The organism is Streptomyces sp. NPDC111507 (genome assembly GCF_055638955.1).
Genome location: NZ_JBVKBU010000002.1, coordinates 482277 through 501798 on the forward strand (window position 1 = coordinate 482277; position 19522 = coordinate 501798).

General features: G+C 69.8%; 19 protein-coding genes. 13 read left to right on the top strand and 6 right to left on the bottom strand.

Features of this window, described 5'->3' with window-relative positions; translation table 11 throughout:
• The first annotated feature begins 20 nt into the window (after positions 1-20).
• Entirely contained in the window at positions 21-1907 is a 1887-nt protein-coding gene (locus ACZ7M2_RS09650) for a tetratricopeptide repeat protein (RefSeq protein WP_471594797.1), read from the top strand.
• A gap of 5 nt (positions 1908-1912) precedes the next feature.
• Entirely contained in the window at positions 1913-3214 is a 1302-nt protein-coding gene (locus tag ACZ7M2_RS09655) for a hypothetical protein (RefSeq protein WP_471594798.1), read from the top strand.
• A gap of 166 nt (positions 3215-3380) precedes the next feature.
• Here ACZ7M2_RS09655 and ACZ7M2_RS09660 read toward each other — a convergent pair whose 3' ends face one another.
• Both ACZ7M2_RS09660 and mca read right to left on the bottom strand, forming a co-directional pair.
• Complete coding sequence (locus ACZ7M2_RS09660; RefSeq protein ID WP_470052337.1) at positions 3381-3656, bottom strand: hypothetical protein; 276 nt, start codon at positions 3654-3656, stop codon at positions 3381-3383.
• Positions 3649-4509, bottom strand: a complete 861-nt coding sequence (gene mca, locus ACZ7M2_RS09665; RefSeq protein ID WP_075032337.1) for a mycothiol conjugate amidase Mca — start codon at positions 4507-4509, stop codon at positions 3649-3651. The genes ACZ7M2_RS09660 and mca overlap by 8 nt, the downstream gene beginning before the upstream one ends.
• A gap of 159 nt (positions 4510-4668) precedes the next feature.
• Between mca and ACZ7M2_RS09670 the strand changes: the two genes are divergently transcribed.
• From ACZ7M2_RS09670 to ACZ7M2_RS09680, 3 genes are all read left to right on the top strand, one after another.
• The gene (locus ACZ7M2_RS09670) at positions 4669-5070 is read left to right on the top strand and encodes a DUF4307 domain-containing protein (RefSeq protein WP_352049819.1); all 402 of its coding nucleotides are present in this window, start codon (positions 4669-4671) and stop codon (positions 5068-5070) included.
• 211 nt (positions 5071-5281) lie between these two features.
• A complete protein-coding gene (gene greA / locus ACZ7M2_RS09675; protein ID WP_054234773.1) occupies positions 5282-5779 on the top strand; it encodes a transcription elongation factor GreA in 498 nt (165 codons plus the stop codon).
• 302 nt (positions 5780-6081) lie between these two features.
• Entirely contained in the window at positions 6082-6759 is a 678-nt protein-coding gene (locus ACZ7M2_RS09680) for a GAP family protein (RefSeq protein ID WP_471594799.1), read from the top strand.
• A 109-nt stretch (positions 6760-6868) separates the two neighbouring features.
• Here the strand turns inward: ACZ7M2_RS09680 and ACZ7M2_RS09685 are convergent, their stop codons facing one another.
• The 3 genes from ACZ7M2_RS09685 to ilvA form a co-directional block, all read right to left on the bottom strand.
• Positions 6869-7723 (bottom strand): ABC transporter permease, encoded by an 855-nt coding sequence (locus tag ACZ7M2_RS09685; RefSeq protein WP_471594800.1) that lies wholly within the window; start codon positions 7721-7723, stop codon positions 6869-6871.
• Positions 7720-8817 carry an ATP-binding cassette domain-containing protein gene (locus ACZ7M2_RS09690; protein ID WP_471594801.1) on the bottom strand — a complete coding sequence of 366 codons (1098 nt, stop codon included), beginning with the start codon at positions 8815-8817 and terminating at the stop codon, positions 7720-7722. The genes ACZ7M2_RS09685 and ACZ7M2_RS09690 overlap by 4 nt, the downstream gene beginning before the upstream one ends.
• 207 nt (positions 8818-9024) lie before the next feature.
• Complete coding sequence (ilvA, locus tag ACZ7M2_RS09695) at positions 9025-10254, bottom strand: threonine ammonia-lyase (RefSeq protein WP_471594802.1); 1230 nt, start codon at positions 10252-10254, stop codon at positions 9025-9027.
• Positions 10255-10419: 165 nt separating this feature from the next.
• On the opposite strand from ilvA, the gene ACZ7M2_RS09700 reads away from it, so the two are divergent.
• The 3 genes from ACZ7M2_RS09700 (at position 10420) to ACZ7M2_RS09710 (ending at position 11942) form a co-directional block, all read left to right on the top strand.
• Complete coding sequence (locus tag ACZ7M2_RS09700; RefSeq protein WP_403697215.1) at positions 10420-10923, top strand: MarR family winged helix-turn-helix transcriptional regulator; 504 nt, start codon at positions 10420-10422, stop codon at positions 10921-10923.
• Positions 10924-11110: 187 nt separating this feature from the next.
• Positions 11111-11635 carry a sigma factor-like helix-turn-helix DNA-binding protein gene (locus tag ACZ7M2_RS09705; protein ID WP_471594803.1) on the top strand — a complete coding sequence of 175 codons (525 nt, stop codon included), beginning with the start codon at positions 11111-11113 and terminating at the stop codon, positions 11633-11635.
• A 58-nt stretch (positions 11636-11693) separates the two neighbouring features.
• On the top strand, positions 11694-11942 hold the full coding sequence (locus tag ACZ7M2_RS09710; protein ID WP_067368077.1) for a hypothetical protein: 249 nt from the start codon (positions 11694-11696) through the stop codon (positions 11940-11942).
• 22 nt (positions 11943-11964) lie between these two features.
• Here the strand turns inward: ACZ7M2_RS09710 and ACZ7M2_RS09715 are convergent, their stop codons facing one another.
• On the bottom strand, positions 11965-13119 hold the full coding sequence (locus tag ACZ7M2_RS09715) for a cystathionine gamma-synthase (RefSeq protein WP_471594804.1): 1155 nt from the start codon (positions 13117-13119) through the stop codon (positions 11965-11967).
• 132 nt (positions 13120-13251) lie between these two features.
• Here ACZ7M2_RS09715 and ACZ7M2_RS09720 point away from each other — a divergent pair, with 132 nt between their 5' ends.
• The 5 genes from ACZ7M2_RS09720 to ACZ7M2_RS09740 all read left to right on the top strand — a co-directional run bounded on the left by ACZ7M2_RS09720 (position 13252) and on the right by ACZ7M2_RS09740 (position 19160).
• Positions 13252-14370 carry a hypothetical protein gene (locus tag ACZ7M2_RS09720; protein WP_352049813.1) on the top strand — a complete coding sequence of 373 codons (1119 nt, stop codon included), beginning with the start codon at positions 13252-13254 and terminating at the stop codon, positions 14368-14370.
• Positions 14371-14461: 91 nt separating this feature from the next.
• Complete coding sequence (gene msrA, locus ACZ7M2_RS09725) at positions 14462-15136, top strand: peptide-methionine (S)-S-oxide reductase MsrA (protein ID WP_471594805.1); 675 nt, start codon at positions 14462-14464, stop codon at positions 15134-15136.
• Between the two features lie 9 nt (positions 15137-15145).
• Entirely contained in the window at positions 15146-15811 is a 666-nt protein-coding gene (locus ACZ7M2_RS09730) for a hypothetical protein (protein WP_471594806.1), read from the top strand.
• Between the two features lie 1292 nt (positions 15812-17103).
• Positions 17104-17559, top strand: coding sequence for a DUF485 domain-containing protein (locus ACZ7M2_RS09735; RefSeq protein WP_471594807.1), 456 nt, complete (start codon positions 17104-17106; stop codon positions 17557-17559).
• Between the two features lie 26 nt (positions 17560-17585).
• Positions 17586-19160 (top strand): sodium/solute symporter, encoded by a 1575-nt coding sequence (locus tag ACZ7M2_RS09740; RefSeq protein WP_471594808.1) that lies wholly within the window; start codon positions 17586-17588, stop codon positions 19158-19160.
• Positions 19161-19522 lie beyond the last annotated feature (362 nt).

Sequence of the window (19522 nt, forward strand, 5' to 3'; positions counted from 1 at the left end):
CGGGTACGAGGGGGACTTCCGTGTCGTTCGTCGGGCACACACGCGACCTCGCCGCGGCACGGCGGGAGTTGAAGAGCAGACGGCTCCTGGTGGTGAGCGGCGCACCCGACCCGGACCGGTCCGCGTTTCTCGACGCGGTGGCACGAGAGGTCGCGGACGAGGCGGGACTTCCGGTGTACTGCTTACGGGTGGCGGACGCCGGGGAGCGGTCGGGGGAGGCCGGGCGGACGCCGGGCGAGGCGGCGGACGCGGTCGTCGAGGCCTGCCGGGGCGGGTTCGTCGTACATCCCTGCGTCGTGGTGGTGGACGGGGTCCCCGCGGGAGCGGCGGACGGGTCCCTTCTCGCCGATCTGGTCGGTGCCTTCGCCGGGTCGGGGTCCTTCCTTCTGGTGGGCTCGACCCTTCTGGTGGGCTCGGCGGACGCCCGGGAGGACGCCGCTCCACCGTCGACCCGCGCCCCCGACGACCACACGGTCCTCCTCGAACGGGCTGTCACGGCTCACCGCAGGGGCCGCCTCGGCGAGGCCGAGCAGCACCTCTCCGCCCTCCCCTCCGACCGCTGCGCCGACGGCTGGGCGCTGCTCACCCGGGCGGCCGTCCACTGCGACCGGGGTGATCCGCGCGCGGCCGGACCGCTGCTGAGGCGGGCGGTGGAGGCCCACCAGGTCGCGGGCGACCGGCGCGGCGAGGCGTGGGCGGTCTTCCTGTACGGGCGGATGTGCCGATTACGCGGCCGGGCCGAGGACGCGCGGAGGCTGCTGCACGCCGCGCGGGAGACGTTCCGGGCGGTCGGTGAGACGCCGGGCGAGGCGTGGGCGGGCGGCGAACTCGCGCGGCTGGCCACTCGCTCGGGCGCCCCGGACCCGGACGCCCTCGCCGAGGCGCGTCGGCTGCACGAGCGCGCGGGCGACCGGCGCGGCGCCGCGTGGGCGCACCTGTGGTGGACCGTGGCGCGGGCGGACGAGCCCGGCTTTCCCTGGCAGAAGGAGTTCGCGGACGTCCAGTGCAGCTTCCATGAGGTCTCCGACCGGCTCGGGACGGCATGGACACTGCACCACCACGCGCTGACCCTGGCCCGCACGGACGGGACGGACGGGACGGGCGGGACGGGCGGCGTCGACGGGACGGGCGGGACGGGCGAGCGTCGGCGCGAGGCTGACCGGTTGTTCGAGGGGGCCTTGGCGCTCTTCGAGGAGGCGGACTGCCCGCACGGGCGGGCCTGGACGATGCTCGAGTACGCGCTCCGCTCCCCCGCCCACCGCTTCCTGAACGGCGAGTGGGCGGCCGAGATCCGCCATGTGTTCCATGGGATCGGCGACGAGGCGGGCGAGGCCTGGGTGGACCTCGCCGAAGCCGGACCGCCCCCGGACGGCGAGCCGCCGTACGAACTGGCCTGCCGCTACCCCACCGCCCTGCTGGACACGCTCGGGTGGACCGAGGCCGGCGAACCGCTGATCCCGCGCGCCGCCCGCGACACCCAGCCCGAACCGCGTCCCGGCTTCCCACGCCCGGGTGACCGCGACCGCCCCGACGAGTCCATGGCCCACGTGCGGCTGACCCTTCTCGACGACGTACCCGTCCCGGACGTGCCCGCCCGTATCGCCCTCGACGTCGTGCCCGGGCCCGGGCACCGGTGGTCCGCCGCCCCGCTCCCCCCGCTCACGGCCCGCGCGACCTCCCTCGGCCACGCGGAGATCGACCCCGCGCACGGCGTCCCCGCCGACGGGGCGGAGTTCCGCTTCACCCCGCACCGCCCCGGCTCGCACCGGCTGCGTTTCACCGTCGAGGACCCCACCACCGGGACGGTCCTCCAGCAGGTCGAGGCCGAGATCGACGTCGTCCCGTCCGATCCGGGGCCGCACCGGCCCACCGCGCCCGCGCCCCGCCCGTCCGCGCGGAGGGCCTGAGCCCGATGGCCCGCGAACTTCTCAGCCAGGTCGTCCAGGACCCCAGCCGCGGCTTCACCCGCCGCCCGGCCCCCACCGTCCGTCACCCGGACCTGGTCCTCGCCCTCGACGCCCACGCCGACGACCACATCCGGGCCCGGATGTACGGCCCCGCCGCGCCCCCGTCCGCGACCGAGCACGCGCTGCGGCTGAATGTGAAGCCGGCCGCCGTCACCGCCGCCGCGGCGCATCTGCGGGCGCTGTGGAAACGGGAGCTGGTCGACTTCCAGCCCGTCGACGAGCGCGGGATCCCGGTCGGGGGCCGCCCCCACTTCCCGTACGCCACCTGCCCGGATCTCACCGCCGAGCCCCGGCAGGAACTGTGCGGGATCCTCGACGAGCTCGCCCGTCAGGGCTCCCATCTGCTGTACGGGGAGCTGCTCGGCGACGGCGGCCGGGGCACCCGGCGCTTCGGCGAGATCCTGACCGACGCGCTGAGCCGCGAGGAGCCGTTGCGCATCCGCGTCGACTCCGACCTGTTCCTGCCCTGGCCGATGCTCGCGCTGCCCGAGGGCACCGCGAACGGGCCCGGCGGCGACGCTTTCCGGCGTTTCCTCGGCTATCGGCACCAGATCGAGCAGACCGGCGGGCATCACCCGCGCTTCCCGGTCCCCGCCGGTGACGAGCACGACGCCCCGCTGCCGCCCTTGTTACCGGTGGTGAGCCTGAATCACGACAAGGGCATCGACCCGCAGGGCGTCACCCGGGCCACCGAGGTCGACAGCGCCCTCGCCACCGGCACCGTCCGCGTCGAACGCGCCCTGCGCGACGAACTGGTGCGCGCCCTGCGCTCCGGCGGGCTCGACGAGCAGCTGATGTATTTCTGGTGCCACGGGCACTTCAGACCCGTCGCCGACGACAGCGCCCCGCTGTTCGTCCTTCGGTTGAGCGACGGCAAGGACATCGATGTCCGTACGGTCCTCGCCGAGCGCGGCTCCGCCGGCCCCCTGTTCACGCAGCGCCCCTTGGTGTTCCTCAACGCCGGTTACGCCGGGCTGCCCGCCACCGCCGAGCCGGCACGCCTGGGCGGCTCGCTCATCGAGGCGGGCGCGGGCGGGGTGCTGGGGCCGCAGATCGAGATGCCGCAGCTGTTCGCCGCCGAGTACGCCCAGGCGTACGTCACCCGCTATCTCGGCGGCCGGGAGACCGCGGGCGAGATCGTCCACGGGCTCGCCCGTCACTTCGCCGACGCGTGGAGCAACCCGCTCGGCTTCGCGTACGCCCTGCAGTGCGGCATGGACAACAGGCTGGAGCGGACCACGGTGTGACCGCGGCGCGTCACGGTACGACCACGCCGACGGCCGCCCCCGCGCACACAGGGCCCCTTCGTACACAGGGCCCCTTCGTACAGAGGGACCCCTTCGTACGAGAGGACGGTGGCGAGGGTGAGGATGCGCACTCCGGCCACCGGTGGCAGGAGTGCGCACACCAGGCTCAGCCCTTCGCGGGCGAGGCCTTCCCGCCGGGACCGGCACCGGAGCCGCCCCCCTTGCCGGAGGCCACGGCGCCCTTCTCGGACTTCTCCGGGTCCTCCTCGAAGGTGACCTTCCCCATGTGCCGGTTCATGGACTTCATCAGGCCCCACACCGCCAGGGCCAACGCCGCGAAGACGATGAAACCGAGGACGCCGGGGGTGACCTTGTTCTCGTCGACCTCCTTGGCGAGGGGAACGAGGTGCGTCAGTGCCAGGCTTGCGCTCATATCAGGCATTGTCGCGGATGCCCGCGAAGAGGTCGTCCTCGGGGAGGGAAGTGTCGACCAGAGAGGTGGCGAGCTCGTACTCCTCGGTCGGCCAGACCTCCTTCTGGATCTCCATCGGGACCTTGAACCAGCCGCCGTCGGGGTCGATCTGCGTGGCGTGCGCGATCAGCGCCTTGTCGCGGATCTCGAAGAAGTCCGCGCACGGAACGTGCGTGGTCAGCGTGCGCTCGGTGCGCTCGAACTCGCTCCACCGCTTCAGCCAGTCCCCGTACGGCGACTCCAGACCGCGCTCAAGGAGGGCGTTGTGCAGCGCCTCGGTGCGCGGGCGGTTGAAGCCCTGGTTGTAGTAGAGCTTCTGCGGCTGGAACGCCGGGCCGTACTCGGACTCCGGGTACTTCTCGGTGTCCGTCGCCCCCTCGAACGCCACCATCGAGATCTTGTGGGTCATGATGTGGTCGGGGTGCGGATAACCACCGTTCTCGTCGTACGTGGTGATCACCTGCGGACGGAACGAGCGGATCTGCCGGACCAGCTCTCCGGCCGCCTTGTCCACGTCCTCGAGCGCGAAGCAGCCCTCGGGGAGCGGCGGCAGCGGGTCACCCTCCGGAAGGCCGGAGTCCACGAATCCGAGCCACTCCTGCTTGATGCCGAGGATCTCGCGGGCCTCGTCCATCTCCTTCTTGCGTACCTCGTGGATGTGCTCCTCGATGTACTGGTCGCCCTGGAGCTTCGGGTTGAGGATGGAGCCGCGCTCCCCGCCCGTGCAGGTCACGACCAGCACGTCCACCCCCTCGGACACGTACTTCGCCATGGTGGCCGCGCCCTTGCTCGACTCGTCGTCGGGGTGGGCGTGCACGGCCATCAGTCGCAGCTGGTCAGTCAAGACTCGATCCTCAGTAAGTCGGCCGGTGAGGCCAGTCGGCAAGTCGGCGCCCGGCGTGTTTCGGCGTCCTGGGCGGCTTCTATAGTGACGGAATCGGGGGACGAATAATTCCGGGACCCCGTCCCCGAGAGGACGATCATGAGCACGGCGAGCACACAGCTGCCCGAGGGCCGGTACGGCCGCTCCGAGGACGAGCGCGCGGACCGGAAACTCAAGGTCATCGGCAGTGTGCTGGGCGTGGCCCTGCTCGTCCTGATGGGCTGGTTCGCGTACTACTACGTCTTCTCGAACAAGATCAGCGCCGAGGTGATCACCTTCAAGGCCGTCTCGGACAACGCGGTCGAGGTGCACCTGGAGGTGCGCAAGGACGCGGGCGCCCACGGCTACTGCACGCTGCGCTCGCAGGCCGACGACGGCAGCGAGGTGGGCCGTGCGGACTTCCGTTTCGACCAGGACTCCTCCCGTATCGACAAGGTCGTCACGCTCCGTACCACCTCCCGCGGCGGCACGGCGGAGCTGCTCGGCTGCCACGCCGACTGACACCACCCGCTGTCGCCGCCCTTGCACCGCCCGCCCCCTCCGGCATCACCCGTGGCACCTAGGCGCTGACCTGCGTTGACGTAATTCTGATGTCTTATGTCCTCCCCCTTCTGCCCGGGAATTGTTAGGCTCGTGGTTTCGCCCACCCGTGAAAGCACATTCTTCTGGGTAGGGCGATGCTTTGTATTCCCAGTACCTACGAGGAGCACCTGTGACCCAGACCAGCGAGAACGTCACCTGGCTGACCCAGGAGGCGTACAACCAGCTCAGGGCCGAGCTGGACTACCTGTCTGGTCCTGCGCGCACGGAGATCGCCGCCAAGATCGCGGCCGCGCGCGAGGAGGGCGACCTGCGCGAGAACGGCGGGTACCACGCGGCCAAAGAAGAGCAGGGCAAGCAGGAGCTCCGTGTGCGCCAGCTGACCCAGCTCCTGGAGAACGCCAAGGTGGGCGAGGCCCCCGCGGCGGACGGCATGGTCGCCCCCGGCATGGTCGTCACCATCGCCTTCGACGGCGACGAGGACGACACACTGGACTTCCTGCTCGCCTCGCGCGAGTACGCCAGCGCCGACATCGAGACCTACTCGCCCCAGTCCCCCCTGGGCTCCGGCGTGAACGGCAAGAAGATCGGCGAGGACGCCCAGTACGAGCTGCCCAACGGCAAGCTCGCCTCGGTGAAGATCCTCAAGGCCGAGCCCTACAAGGGCTGAGCCGGAACCGACCCCTACGACGATGCCCCCGGCCACGCCGGGGGCATCGCTGCGTCTCGTCGGAGGTGACCTCACCTCCGAGCCTGGATCCACACACACCGCCCCGCACCCCGGCCAAGGCCACGGTCCCCGCGTTCCGAGCAGCTCCCGAGGACAGATCCCGAAAGCCGCAGGAAAATGGAACGGGAACTTGCCCAGTCGGTCGTCGTCCCCAGCCGGCCGCACAGATGGTCGGGCCACCCACTCTCACCAAGCCTTGCTCAACTCGATCGCCGCCCTGACCCACCCACCAGGAGGTAATCATGGGCAAAGTTCTCGGTGACGTGCTGGGGCTTGCGGCCGGCGTCGCGATCAGCCCGCTCCCGATCATCGCCATCATCCTCATACTCGCCACGCCTCGGGGACGTCTCAACGGCCCCCTCTTCACCGTCGGCTGGATCCTGGGGCTCTCGGCACTGGGCGCGGTGATGCTGGCGATCGCTTCCCCCGCAGGTGCCTCCGCCCACCATCAACCGGCCACCTGGGTGGGAGCCCTCAAGCTCGCTCTGGGCGTGCTCCTCGTCCTCTTCGGCGCCCGGCAATGGCACCGGCGCCCGAAGGATCCCTCGCAAGCCCAGCTGCCGAAGTGGATGGGCGCGATCGACCGCCTCACGCCGGTCAAGGTCTTCGGACTCGGACTGGCCTTGGCCGCGCTCAACGCCAAGAACGCCCCGCTGACCATCGCCGCGGCCGCCGCGATCGGCTCGGCCGGACTGCCGGTCGGGCAGCAGATCGCATCGCTGGCAATCTTCGTCCTGATCGCCACCCTCGGCCTGCTGGCACCACTGGGAGTCTTCCTCCTCGGAGGAGAGCGAGCCAGAACGACGCTCGGCAGCTGGAAGGACTGGGCAGCCGAGCACAATGTCGCCGTGATGGCGGTCCTGTTCTTCGTTCTCGGGCTGAAGCTGCTCGGAGACGGCATCTCCGTCCTCACCTCCTGACAGGCAACGACAGAGGCCCCGGCGTCTGCCGGGGCCTCTGGTCGATCCTTGCTCGGTCAGGCTGCGCCTGGGCGGCGGCCGTACAGGGGGGTGCAGCGAAGAAGCGTGATCAGGCGTCTGCCCGGCGGTACTTGCGTACCGCGAGCGTTCGGAACACCACGACGATCACCACGGACCACAGCAACGACGCCAACGCCGGATGCTGCATGGGCCAGGCGTCCGGCACCGGATAGCCCGCCGGGAGGTTGCCGAAGAGCTGGCGGCAGGCCTGCACGGTGGCGCTGAAGGGGTTCCAGTTCGCGATGGTCCGCAAGAACGCGGGCATGTTCTCCGACGGCACGAACGCGTTCGAGATGAACGTCAGCGGGAACAGCCAGATCAGGCCGCCGGAGGTGGCCGCCTCGGGGGTGCGTACGGACAGGCCGATCAGCGCGCCGATCCACGAGAACGCGTAGCCGAGCAGGAGCAGGAGGGCGAATCCGGCCAGCACCTTGCCGAAGTTCTCGTGCGTGCGCCAGCCGACCAGGACGGCGACGATCGCGAGGACCACCAGGGTGAGGGCCGTCTGCACCAGGTCGGCGAGGGTCCGGCCGGTCAGGACCGCGCCGCGCGCCATGGGCAGCGAGCGGAACCGGTCGATGAGGCCCTTGTGCATGTCGTCGGCGATGCCCGCTCCGGCGCCCGCGGTGGCGAACGTGACGGTCTGCGCGAAGATGCCGGCCATCAGGAACTCGCGGTATCCGGAGGGGCTGAGGCCCGCACCCGGGACGTTGATCGAGCCGCCGAACACATAGCTGAACAGCACGACGAACATAATGGGCTGGATCAGCCCAAAAATGACCATCTCGGGAATCCTGGTCATGCGGATCACGTTCCGCCGGGCGATGACCAGGGAGTCGCGCACGGACTGCACGATGGCGCCCTGGGGGGCCGCCGCGGGGACGGCGTCTGTCACGGCACTCACTTCGTGGCCTCCGTCTGCGCGGTTTCCGTCTGCGCGGTTTCCGTCTGCGCGGTCTCGTTCTTCGCCGGGTCCTTCGCGGGGTCCTTCTTCGCCGGGTCCTTCATCGGCTTGCGGCCCCTCGCGTCCCCGGCCACCCCGTTCTCCTCGTCCTTCATCTCGGCGACATGCCCGGTCAGGGAGAGGAAGACGTCGTCGAGCGTGGGCCTGCGCAGCCCGATGTCGTCAATCTCGATGCCGCGGCTGTCCAGCTCGCGGATGACCTCCGCGAGGAGCTTCGCGCCGCCGGTGACGGGCACGGTGAGCTTGCGGGTGTGCTCCTCGACGGTCGTCTCGCCCTTGCCGAAGCCGCGGAGCACCTCCGAGGCCGTCGCTATGTGCTCACGCTCGTGCACGACGACCTCGACGCGCTCACCACCGGTCTGCGCCTTGAGCTGGTCGGCGGTACCGCGGGCGATCACACGGCCGTGGTCGACCACACAGATGTCGTGCGCGAGGTGGTCGGCCTCCTCCAGGTACTGCGTGGTCAGGAGCAGGGTCGTACCGCCGGAGACCAACTGCTTGATGACCTCCCACAGCTGCTGCCGGTTGCGCGGGTCGAGGCCGGTCGTCGGCTCGTCCATGAACATCACCGGCGGTGAGACGACCAGCGCGGCGGCCAGGTCGAGCCGCCGGCGCATACCGCCCGAGTACGTCTTCGCGGGGCGGTCGGCGGCCTCCGTCAGGTTGAACTGCTCGAGGAGCTCGGTCGCGCGGACCTTCGCGGCCTTCGCCCTCATCTGGTAGAGCTGGCCGACCATCTGGAGGTTCTCGCGGCCGGTCAGGTACTCGTCGACGGCCGCGAACTGTCCGGAGAGGCCGACCCTGCGCCGTACCGCGTCGGGGTGCTTGAGCACGTCGACGCCCGCGACGACGGCCTTGCCGCTGTCGGGGCGCAGGAGGGTCGTCAGACAGCGGACGGCAGTCGTCTTGCCCGCGCCGTTCGGTCCCAGCAGGCCCAGGACGGTGCCTTCCGGGACATCGAGATCGACGCCGTCCAGAGCCCTTACGTCACCGAAGGTCTTCACCAGGCCTTCGGCATAGATGGCGCCTGGCATGTGAGTTCTCCACGTCGTTGGGGAATTTTCACGGTAACTTCTTACCTTTGCCCGTCTCGTCCCGCCTCACAGGCTGCGACGAGCGCAGCGAGAGGCCGGGCGGGGACTGGGCACGCCACACCGTAACGCGATGTATCGCGTTACTCAACAGATTTTTCCGAGGTTCGAGGACAGAGGCCCTGACCTCGGACGATGGATGTCAGTCGATCAGTCGATGACCGTGTAGCCGGCCTTGCGCAGGGCGCGGCCGACCTCGGCGCAGTGCTCCGGACCCTTCGTCTCCAGGTGCAGCTCGACCTCCACCTCCGTGAGCCCGAGCCGGGGATCGGTCCGTACGTGGCTCACATCGAGGACGTTAGCGTCCGCCACTGACAACACCCCCAGAAGTGTGGCCAGAGCACCGGGACGGTCCGTCAGCCGCAGCGTGACCGCGAGGTAGCGGCCGCTCGCGGCCATGCCGTGGCGCAGGATGCGCTGCATCAGCAGCGGGTCCACATTGCCGCCCGACAGCAGCGCGACGACCGGGCCCTCGAAGGTCCCGGGCTCACTCAGCAACGCCGCGACCGGGCTCGCGCCCGCCGGTTCGACGACCAGCTTGGCCCGCTCCAGACAGAGCAGCAGCGCGCTCGACAGATGGCTCTCCGACACCGTGCGGACCTCGTCCACCAGCTCCTCGACGATCCGGAACGGCACATCGCCGGGCCGTCCGACCTTGATGCCGTCGGCCATCGTCGCCGGGTTGTCGATCGACACCGGGCGCCCCGCCGCCAACGAGAGCGGATACGCCGCCGCGCCCGCCGCCTGCACGCCGATGATCCGTACATCGGAGCGCAGCGCCTTCACCGCGACCGCGACGCCCGCCGCCAGCCCCCCGCCGCCGATCCCGACGACGATCGTGCGCACCTCGGGGCACTGCTCCAGGATCTCCAGGCCGACCGTGCCCTGACCCGCGATGATGTCGGGGTGGTCGAAGGGGTGGATGAACACCGCGCCCGTCTCGGCCGCGTACTCCTGCGCCGCGGCCAGCGTCTCGTCGACCACTTGACCGTGCAGCCTCACCTCGGCGCCGTAGTCGCGGGTGGCCGCGACCTTCGGCAGCGGGGCGCCGGTCGGCATGAAGACCGTGGAGCGCACGCCGAGCAGCGAGGAGGCGAGGGCGACGCCCTGCGCGTGGTTGCCCGCGCTGGCCGCGACCACACCCGCGGCGCGCTCCTCCGGAAGCAGCCCGGCGATGCGCACATACGCGCCACGCAGCTTGAACGAGCCGGTGCGCTGGAGGTTCTCGCACTTGAAGTGCACCGGGGCGCCCACCAGCTGGGACAGGTACCTGCTGCCCTCCATCGCGGTCGTCCGCGCCACGCCCGTGAGCATCTTCTGGGCGCCTCGTACGTCGTCCAGAGTCACCCTGGGCAAGGAGTCGGCCGTGCTGTAGCTCATGACCACCAGTCTCCCAGTTCACACCCGCGGACTCCTGGTGTGACCACGGGCCGAGACCGGTTTTACTCAGCGTCGGTACGACCCGCGTCCGGGCCGCGTACCCTTTCCCCCAACCCAGCTCCCCACGCATGAATTGAGCCCCCGGCCATGCCCACAACACCAGAAATGTCGATGGACATGACGACCGTCGGTGACACCGGTCTCCTCGACACGCTTCAGCACGAGGTCGCCTTGTTCGCGCGCCGTGCCGAACAGACCCGGCTCGGCGGAGTGGGGCAGGTCCGCAACTCCATGGACCGCGCCGCATACCTGCTGCTCAACCGCCTCGACAAGGAAGGCCCGATGGGCGTCAAGGCGCTCGCCGCGAGCATGGGCATCGACTCCTCGACGGTCACCCGGCAGGTGGCCCCGCTGGTCGACACCGGTCTCGTCAAGCGGACCTCGCACCCCGAGGACGGACGCGCCGTGGTGCTCCAGCTGTCGCCGCGCGGACAGTCCCGCCTCGACGAAGTGCGCTCCTCAAGGCGTCAGTTGATGGCCGAGCTGACCCACGACTGGGCGCCCGAGGAGCGTGAGGCCTTCTGCTCGCTCCTCACGCGCTTCAACAGCGCGCTCTCGTCCCGGATGGCCCCGACGGGGGGCGCGGCGGGGGAGCAGCCGGCTTCCTGACCCTCGCGCCGGCTTCCTGGCCGTCCCGCCCCTTCCTGAGCCTTCGCACGTGTGTGCCTGCCGGACTCTTGACCGCGGGGCCGCGTCTGGCCTCATATGAGACCGGGTCCTTGTCGCACACGGTGCGGCCCGTCGTACACGGCCGGACCCTTGGTTCCGTCAGGCTCGTCCTCGGGCGGGAGGCGTGGTGCGAGAACGGCGCGCGTTCCAAAACGCCCGCCGGGCCCGGGAGTTCGAGGCGTTCGTCGCGGGCGCGGCAGGGCGGCTGCTGCATGCCGCCACACTGCTCACCGCGGAGCCGCCGAACGCCAACCCGCGCGCGCGGCGCCTGCTGACGCTGGCGCTGGCCCACACGTACGCCTCCTGGGACCGGCTGCGCGGTGAGGACCCGTACGACCGGGCCCGCCAGCAGCTGGCCGTCCGCTTCGCGCGCGGGGCGTGGCACCAGTACGGCGCCCTGGGACGCTTCCGCCCATCCCTGTCCCCGTCCCCATCCCCCTCCGGTTCCGTGGCCGTCCTGGCCCGGCTGACGCCCCAGGAGCGGCTGGTCCTGGTCCTGAGGATGTACGAGGGGGTCGCCGAGGAACAGACGGCGGCCCTGCTCGGGCTCCCCGTGGAACGGGTCAGGGCGATCTGCGCCCGGGCGATGACGGCACTGCTGCACCCGCCGCGCGGACCGGCACCGACCATGGCGAAGGTGGTGCCGTCATGAAGCACGGTGGTGCGGTCGTGAAACACGGTGGTGCGGTCGTGAGGTCGGTGGTGCGGTCGTGAACCTGCCCGAGCGCGAGGCGAACGTACGGCGGCTGCTGGAGCAGAAGCAGCCCACCGTGCCGCCCGACCTGTACGCGGACGTCGTGCGTCGCGGGAGCCGGATGCTGCGCCGCAGGACGCTGGCCCGGCGGGTGATGTGGCTGCTGCTGTTCGCCGCGGCCGTCGCCTTCGTGGTGTGGGCGTCCATGGCCCGTCCCTGGGTGGAGCCGCCTTCGCAGACGACCCCACCCCTGACGGGCTGGTGACCCCGAGGGACCGAGGCCGGGTTCAGCCGAGGGCGTGCTGCAGGTCCTGGAGCAGGTCGTCGACGTTCTCGATGCCCACGGAGAGGCGGACGAGGTCGGCGGGGACCTCCAGGGCCGAACCGGCGGCGGACGCATGCGTCATGCGCCCGGGGTGCTCGATCAGGGACTCCACGCCGCCCAGGGACTCACCGAGGGTGAAGACCTTGGCGCGGTTGCAGACCTCGACGGCCGCTTCCTCGCCGCCCTCGACCTGGAAGGAGACCATGCCGCCGAACGCCTTCATCTGCTTGGCGGCGATCTCGTGACCGGGGTGCTCCGGGAGGCCCGGGTAGAGGACGCGGGTCACGCGCGCGTGCCGGGTGAGCATGTCGGCGATCTTGGTGGCGTTCTCGCTGTGCCGGTCCATGCGCACCGAGAGCGTCTTGGTGCCGCGCAGCACCAGCCAGGAGTCGAAGGGCCCGGCGACCGCCCCCATCGCGTTCTGGTGGTACGCCAGCTCCTCGCCGAGCGCCTGGTCGCCGACGATCAGCGCGCCGCCGACGACGTCCGAGTGCCCGCCCATGTACTTGGTCAGCGAGTGCACGACGACGTCCGCGCCGAGCGCGAGCGGCTGCTGCAGGTAGGGGGTGGCGAAGGTGTTGTCGACGACGAGCCGGGCGCCCGCCTCGCGCGCGATCTGCGCGACGGCGGCGATGTCGGTGATGCCGAGAAGCGGGTTGGAGGGGGTCTCCACCCACACGACCTTGGTCTTCGGCGTGAGGGCGGCGCGTACGGAGGCCGGGTCGCTGGTGTCGGCCACGGACCACTCGACGCCCCACCGCGAGACGACCTTCGCGAAGAGGCGGAACGTGCCGCCGTACGCATCGTTCGGGATGACCACGTGGTCGCCGGGGCTGAGCAGCGTACGCAACAGGCAGTCCTCGGCCGCCAGTCCGGACGCGAACGCGAGGCCGCGACGACCGCCCTCCAGGGCGGCGAGGTTCTCTTCGAGGGCGGTCCTGGTGGGGTTGGCGCTGCGGCTGTACTCGTAGCCGCCGCGCAGCCCTCCGACGCCGTCCTGCTTGTAGGTCGAGACCTGATAGATCGGCGGGACGACCGCGCCGGTAAGGGGATCGGCGGTGTTGCCCGCGTGGATCGCGAGGGTCTCGAAGTGCTGACTGATGTGCCTGTCGCTCATGGGTCCCGAGCGTAGTGCGCCCGCGGGCCTGATGGCGGCTCACGGCTTGTGCGGGGCGTCTGGTGGTCTGCGGTCCCGGCCGGTACCGGACCGGGTTGGCCAATTGTCGGACCCGTCTGGTTCGCTTGAGGCATGGAGATTCTCTGGGTCCTGATGGCGCTGGCCATGTTCAGCCTGGTCCTGCTGCCGGTCCTCAGGCGCAGGCGCACCGGCATTCAGCTGGTCTCGCCCGGCGACCCGGACGCGGCGGACCCGGCGAACTACGGATTCCTGCGTCAGGAAGAGCTGGACATCCGTATGCCCGGACCGGACGGGGACCTCCTGGACGTCCTGGACCTGGTGCAGCGCACGCAGGAGTACCAAGCGGCCTCGCAGCTCCTGGCGGGCACGGAGATCTCGGGCGAGACGCGCTGGCAGCGGGTGCAGGCCTTCGCCGGCGCCGCGTCCCTGGAGCTGCAGCAGCGTCCGGGCGGGGTCAGCGAGACGCCGGGCGGGCAGTGGCTGCGGGTGTGGCGGGCCGAGAAGCCCAAGGACGCGGGCGGCGCGGCGGTGCACGCGGAGTTCCTGGTCCAGCAGGCGTGGCGGACTTCGACGCCGGGGACGGACGAGTTCCGGATCATCATGGAGGAGGCGAGGACGGCATGTGGCGAGGCGGCCCTGCTCTCCCCCGGTGACCCGATCCCGTACATCATCGAACTGTCGGTGGCCCGCGGACTCGCCTACTCCCGGCCGGAGTTCGAGGCGCTCTGGCTGAAGATCCTGGACCGCGCGCCGGCCCACATGGGCGCGCATCTGGCGGCCCTGCACTACTGGTGCGAGAAGTGGCACGGCTCGCGCGAGGTGGCGTACTCCTTCGCGGAGGCCGCGGCGGCCCGCGCCCCTCAGGGCTCCCTGCTGGCCGCCATGCCCCTCTTCGCGGTCTTCGAGCACCTCCCCGAGGTGAACCTGGTCCGCGGCTTCTACCAGAGCGAGGTCGTCACCAAGGCGGTCCACGGCGCGCTCTACGCGGTGCACGCGGCCCGCCCCGACGACCCGATGCTGGCTCACGTGCGCCACCTCCTGGTGCTCTTCCTGGTCCGCGGCGAGCGCTGGGCCGAGGCCATGAACCAGCTGGTGCACGTGGACGGCCACGTGGGCGCTCTCCCCTGGACGCTCACACCCGACCCGGCGGCGGACTACGCGCTCTACCGCGCCCTGGCGGTGGCGGGCTACGAGGCCAACGGCGGAACGCCGGCGTCACTGCCCCGCTGAGGACGTACGAGCCCCGGAATCACGACCGAGGCTCACCCGTTGAACACCGCGGCGCCCCGGCCCCGTGCCCCTGTGACCCCGTGGAGACCGCATGTTCCTGCACAGCCGTACCCCTCAGCTCCCGACCGCCGAACAGGCACTGCTCGGCCGCCCGGAGCCGATCTTCACGGTCCCCGGCCGGCACACCGTCCTCGGCAACCCCCTCCTCGGCCCCTACCCTGAGGGCCTGGAGATCGCCGACTTCGGCATGGGCTGTTTCTGGGGCGCCGAGCGCAAGTTCTGGCAGCTCCCTACGGGCGTGTACACGACCCTGGTCGGCTACCAGGGCGGCTTCACCGAGCACCCCACGTACGAGGAGGTCTGCTCGGGCCTGACCGGCCACACGGAGGTCGTCCGCGTGGTCCACGACCCCGGCCTGATCTCCTACGAGCGCCTCCTCCAGGTCTTCTGGGAGTCCCACAACCCGACCCAGGGCTTCCGCCAGGGCAACGACGTCGGCACCCAGTACCGCTCCGCCATCCACACCCACACCCCCGCCCAGGCAGCCACCGCGACCGCCTCCCGCGCCGCCTACCAGAAGGTCCTGACCTCCTCCGGCTACGGCACCATCACCACCGAACTCCTCCCCGCGAAGGACCGCACCTTCTACCCGGCCGAGGCCTACCACCAGCAGTACCTTTCAGGCAGCAAAAACCCGGACGGGTACTGCGGCCTGGGCGGCACCGGCGTGTCCTGCCCGACCGGCGTGGCCAAGGCCGCAGGCTGACGTCGCCGGATGGGCTTCAGAACCTACGCGCGCAGGGTGCGCGACAAGCAGTTGCCACTCGCCCGACGGCACACCTCCCTCAGATGTGCCGTCGGGCAGTACTGTCCACTGGGCTTCAACGCGACCTGGGCCTACCTCGCCGCGACGGCACGCCCTTCCCCTGATCTCCGCAGAGACCCGGCGGCCCTGCTGCGCGCGCTGGAGACCTTGGAAGCCAGCCGAGCGGTCCGGCTCAACGAGGTCGATGCCTTCGCCGTCCGGCGTCACGCGGAGAAAACGGCCGGCCGACGCACCCCACGCCGCATCGACACACCGCAGATGACGGGACCCCGCTGGCCCAGCGAAACGGAACCCTCTCGCTTGGGACTCATCGCTGCCGTAGCGAACCACCACACGACGTTCCAGCGTTTTCCCTTCCCGGACGAGAGTCTGTACCGCGACAACCAGGCCCAGCAGCCGGCCGACCTGCACGCCCGCCTCGACAGCTGTGCCACCTCGTACCTCACGAACCTCGGCCATGTGGACGCCCCGACGCGAGACGCCCTGGCCGAGACGATCCTCCGAATCGAGAGCCTCATCCGTCCGGGCTACGCGCCCCTGAACGGTCATCTGCTCGTGTGGCTGCGCTTCGCGAACCTCGTCGCATACGCCGCAGCGGCCCCTCTTGGCCATTGAGCACTGCCACCAGCAGTACCTCGACAAGAACCCGCCCCTTCCTTGATCAAGGAAGGGGCTCAGTGCTGCTGTCCCTCGCAGCTGCGAGTCAGTCCCGCTCGGCCCGCTTCGGCTATTTCCGAGTTACAACTTCCTGTACGGCTTTCAAGGGCCCGCGCGAGGCGCGGGCTGGCCCCTTGGGCTCGGCCCCTCTGCGCCTCCGGCGGGGGATCGGCCGGCACCGGGATGGAGGGGGCGCCGTTTCCGGCTCCGGGTCCGTAGTGGCGAGCTGCGGAGACTGGTGGGTTGAGGCTCAAAGCCGCTCCGCCGGCCTCGGGATAGTCTGTGCGGCTCATGGGGCCCACGTGATCACGCCAAGCGGCCTCTGGGGAGGGGACAACGTGCACCCGTTGAGGGAGCTCTACAAGAAGTTCACGAAGACGCATCACACACCTGGCGACGAGGACTTCGCGAGGGCCGTGCCGTGTGAGTGCTCGCCCGCGTGGCCAGCACTTGAAACGACCGCCAACGGCTACGTGATGCGCGCGCTGCCTTCGTCGCACTACAGCGTCCTGACGAACCCCGAGGTCGGGACATTCGTCGCTCGATGCGCAGGATGTCACGCTCGGTACCCTGAACCCTGGGTTGTGGACACCACCGAACCCATGCCCTTCGCGTGGGCGCGGGAGTCTGACGGGCCGCCCAGTCAAGACCGCCCGGATTCCTGACACCAACAGCTGACACCAACAGGCGCGAACGGTGCCGATCGACGCTGAACCTCAGCGGCAGGCAGATCGAGGCATGGGGGAGGCTCGCGGAGGTCCCGCAGCCCTGTTGATCGACCTGATAAGGATGAGGCCGACGCACACTGCCCGCGCGAGGCCGGCCACGCTCCCGCTGACAGCATCACCGCAATCCTTCGGCACCGCGACTGCAACCCTCGTCGCCATCACGGCATTGCCGGAGGTGCCGCGAAGGGTGCCGCTGGCTCCGCCTGGCCCAGCACTGGCCCAGCACTGGCCCCAGCTGATCACCACCGCGTTCGCGCGACTCCAGGCACTGCCGAATCCTGCCTGAGCAGCCGAAACGGCCCACTGGATGAACCAACGGGCCGTCACGAAATATCGAGGCCAGTGGCCCGTGATTCCCCGGCGCCGAACAGAAGTAGTTGATACAGCCATCGATCTGCTGCATACCAACTGTTCAGTTTGGCCAGAGTCTGGCGCAGGTCCATACCTGCTGGGTAGCGTGCGCGCACCCCCCGCTTCCCTTCGGTCCCGTATGGGGCCATGAGTCGCATGAGGAGAAACGGGATGCCAGATCCGTTCCCTTATCCCGAATACCAGCCGCACCGGTCAGGAGCGCCGTACCGCCCCGCGCCTCATTTCTCCTCTTCCGATGTCATCTACGCGTGGCAGCAGCATCAGGACTTCGACAGTGGGACGACGTCGCCTCACGCGGGACTCGGTCACCACAGCGACCTACGTATGTTGCGCCGCGCCTACCGCACCCAGCGGCGCGTGGCGACGTTGACGGCGCTCGGATACTTCACGCTCTTTCTTGTGCTGTCCGCGTTCGCACCGTCGTTGATGACGGGCACTGTCTCAGGCGGCCTGTCCACGGGGCTGCTTCTCGGGCTGCTCCAGGTACCCGTCACCTGTCTGTCGGTTGGGCTGTACGAGCACGCCGCGCGCCGCAGGGTCGACCCGATTGCGGACCGCATTCGCAAGCACGCCGAGCTGGACGTGAAGCGGGGAGTGGCTCAGTGAGCGGTTTCAGCAGTTCCACGCAAGCGATGTCTTTGGTGGCATTCACGACGGTCGCTACGATCATCCTGCTGCTGTGCGTGATGACAGGACCTGACGGTGACGACCTCGACGAGTTCTACACCGGGTACGGGGCGCTGTCGCCGATGCGCAACGGCCTTGCCATCGCTGGGGATTACATTTCCGCGGCGACGGTCCTGTCCACAGGTGGGGTGATCGCGCTCGACGGGTACGACGGCGTCGTCCTGGCACTGAGCATAGCCCTCTCCCTCATGCTGCTGATGTTCCTGCTGGCCGAACCGTTGCGCAACGCGGGCCGGTTCACCATGGGCGACGTGCTTGCGCGGCGGATGCCCGGCCGCAAGGTGCGCATCGCCGCGTGTGTGGCGACGATCGCGGCCCTGCTGCCGATGATGCTCATCCAGCTCGCCGGCACCGGTGATCTGCTGGCTTTCATCCTTGGCTTTTCCAGTGACTCGCTGAAGACTGGATGCATCGTCGGGATCGGCGCACTGATGATCACTTACGCGGTGATCGGCGGTATGAAGGGCACAGCCCTCATCCAGGTCTTGAAGATCGTGATGCTGTTCGGCTCCGGCGCGGTCGTGGCCGCGCTGATTCTGCGGCAGTTCGACTGGGACCTGGGCAAGCTGTTCTCCGCCGCGGCAGCGCACAGCGGCGTGGGGTCGGCCTTCCTGCACTCCGGTCTCCAGTTCGCGGGTGGCCCCAGCCCCCGGCTCGACATGATCAGCTCGGAGCTCACCGTCATCCTCGGCGGCGCCTGCCTGCCGCACGTCACCATGCGCATGTACACCGCGACCAGTGCCCGTCAGGTGCGCCGGTCCATGTCCTGGGCTGTGTCGTGCGTCGCACTGTTCATGCTGATCTGCACGGTCGTCAGCATCGGGGCAACGGCGCTGATCGGGCGCACGACGATCGCCGGTGCCGACCCGACGGGCAGGACCGCGTATCTGCTGGGCTCACGGGCCGCGCTCGGAACGAGCGTTTCGACGTCCGAAACGTTCCTGTTCACCATGGTCACAACGGCGCTTTTCCTCACCCTGCTCGCATCGGTCGCCAGCATGATCCTGGCCTGTGCCAACACCCTCGCGCACGACCTGCTCGCGCACCGTGATACGACTCCCCGCCGCGAGATGACCATCGCCCGGGTCTCCGCCCTGGCGGTGGGCGCCCCCACCATCCTGCTGGCCACCCTCGTCCAGCACCACAATCTGCAGCCGTTGGCTCTGCTGTCGGCCTCCATCGGTGCATCCGCACTCGCACCGGCACTGGTCTACAGCCTCTTCTGGCGCCGCTACACCCGCACGGGTCTGCTGTGGACCCTGATCGGCGGCACACTCGCCACCCTCGTCCTCATGACCGGCACCAACCTCGTCTCCGGTTCCCCCTTCTCCGCCTTCCCGCACTCCAACTTCAACTGGTTCCCGTTCACCACCACCGGCCTTGTCTCCATACCTCTGGGCTTCGCTCTCGGCTGGACAGGGACAAAGATCTCCGGGCGGCAAAAGGCCGAGGAACAGCGCCAGCAGTACGAGGCGGTCGAAGCATGGATTCTGGCGGGGGCGGCGAGACGAGGAAGCTGAATTGCGCCGAAAGCACCGCCCAGGCGGCCTGGGCACCGGCCAGGCCGGACTGCTGCGGTACCGGCTCCAGCGGTACCTGCGAACCCGCGGACGGACAGCCGACCCCGTGCGGTCGTGCCAGATCCGTGCCAGATCGTACGGGAAACCACGGGGAACACGGGGGAACCGGCCGACCTCGCACCGGGCGCCGATACGACTCAGCCGCACGTCAGCCTCGGAGTAAGCCGCAAATGCCCTCAGCTTCCCAAGCTGAGAGCTCTCGCGTCCCCCTTTCGTCGGTGCCTGCGGAAGTTCGCTCCTTGAGAACCGTCTGTGGATGGGTACGGTCGAGGTCGTGTCTGGCGTGCGTCGGGTTGGTCACC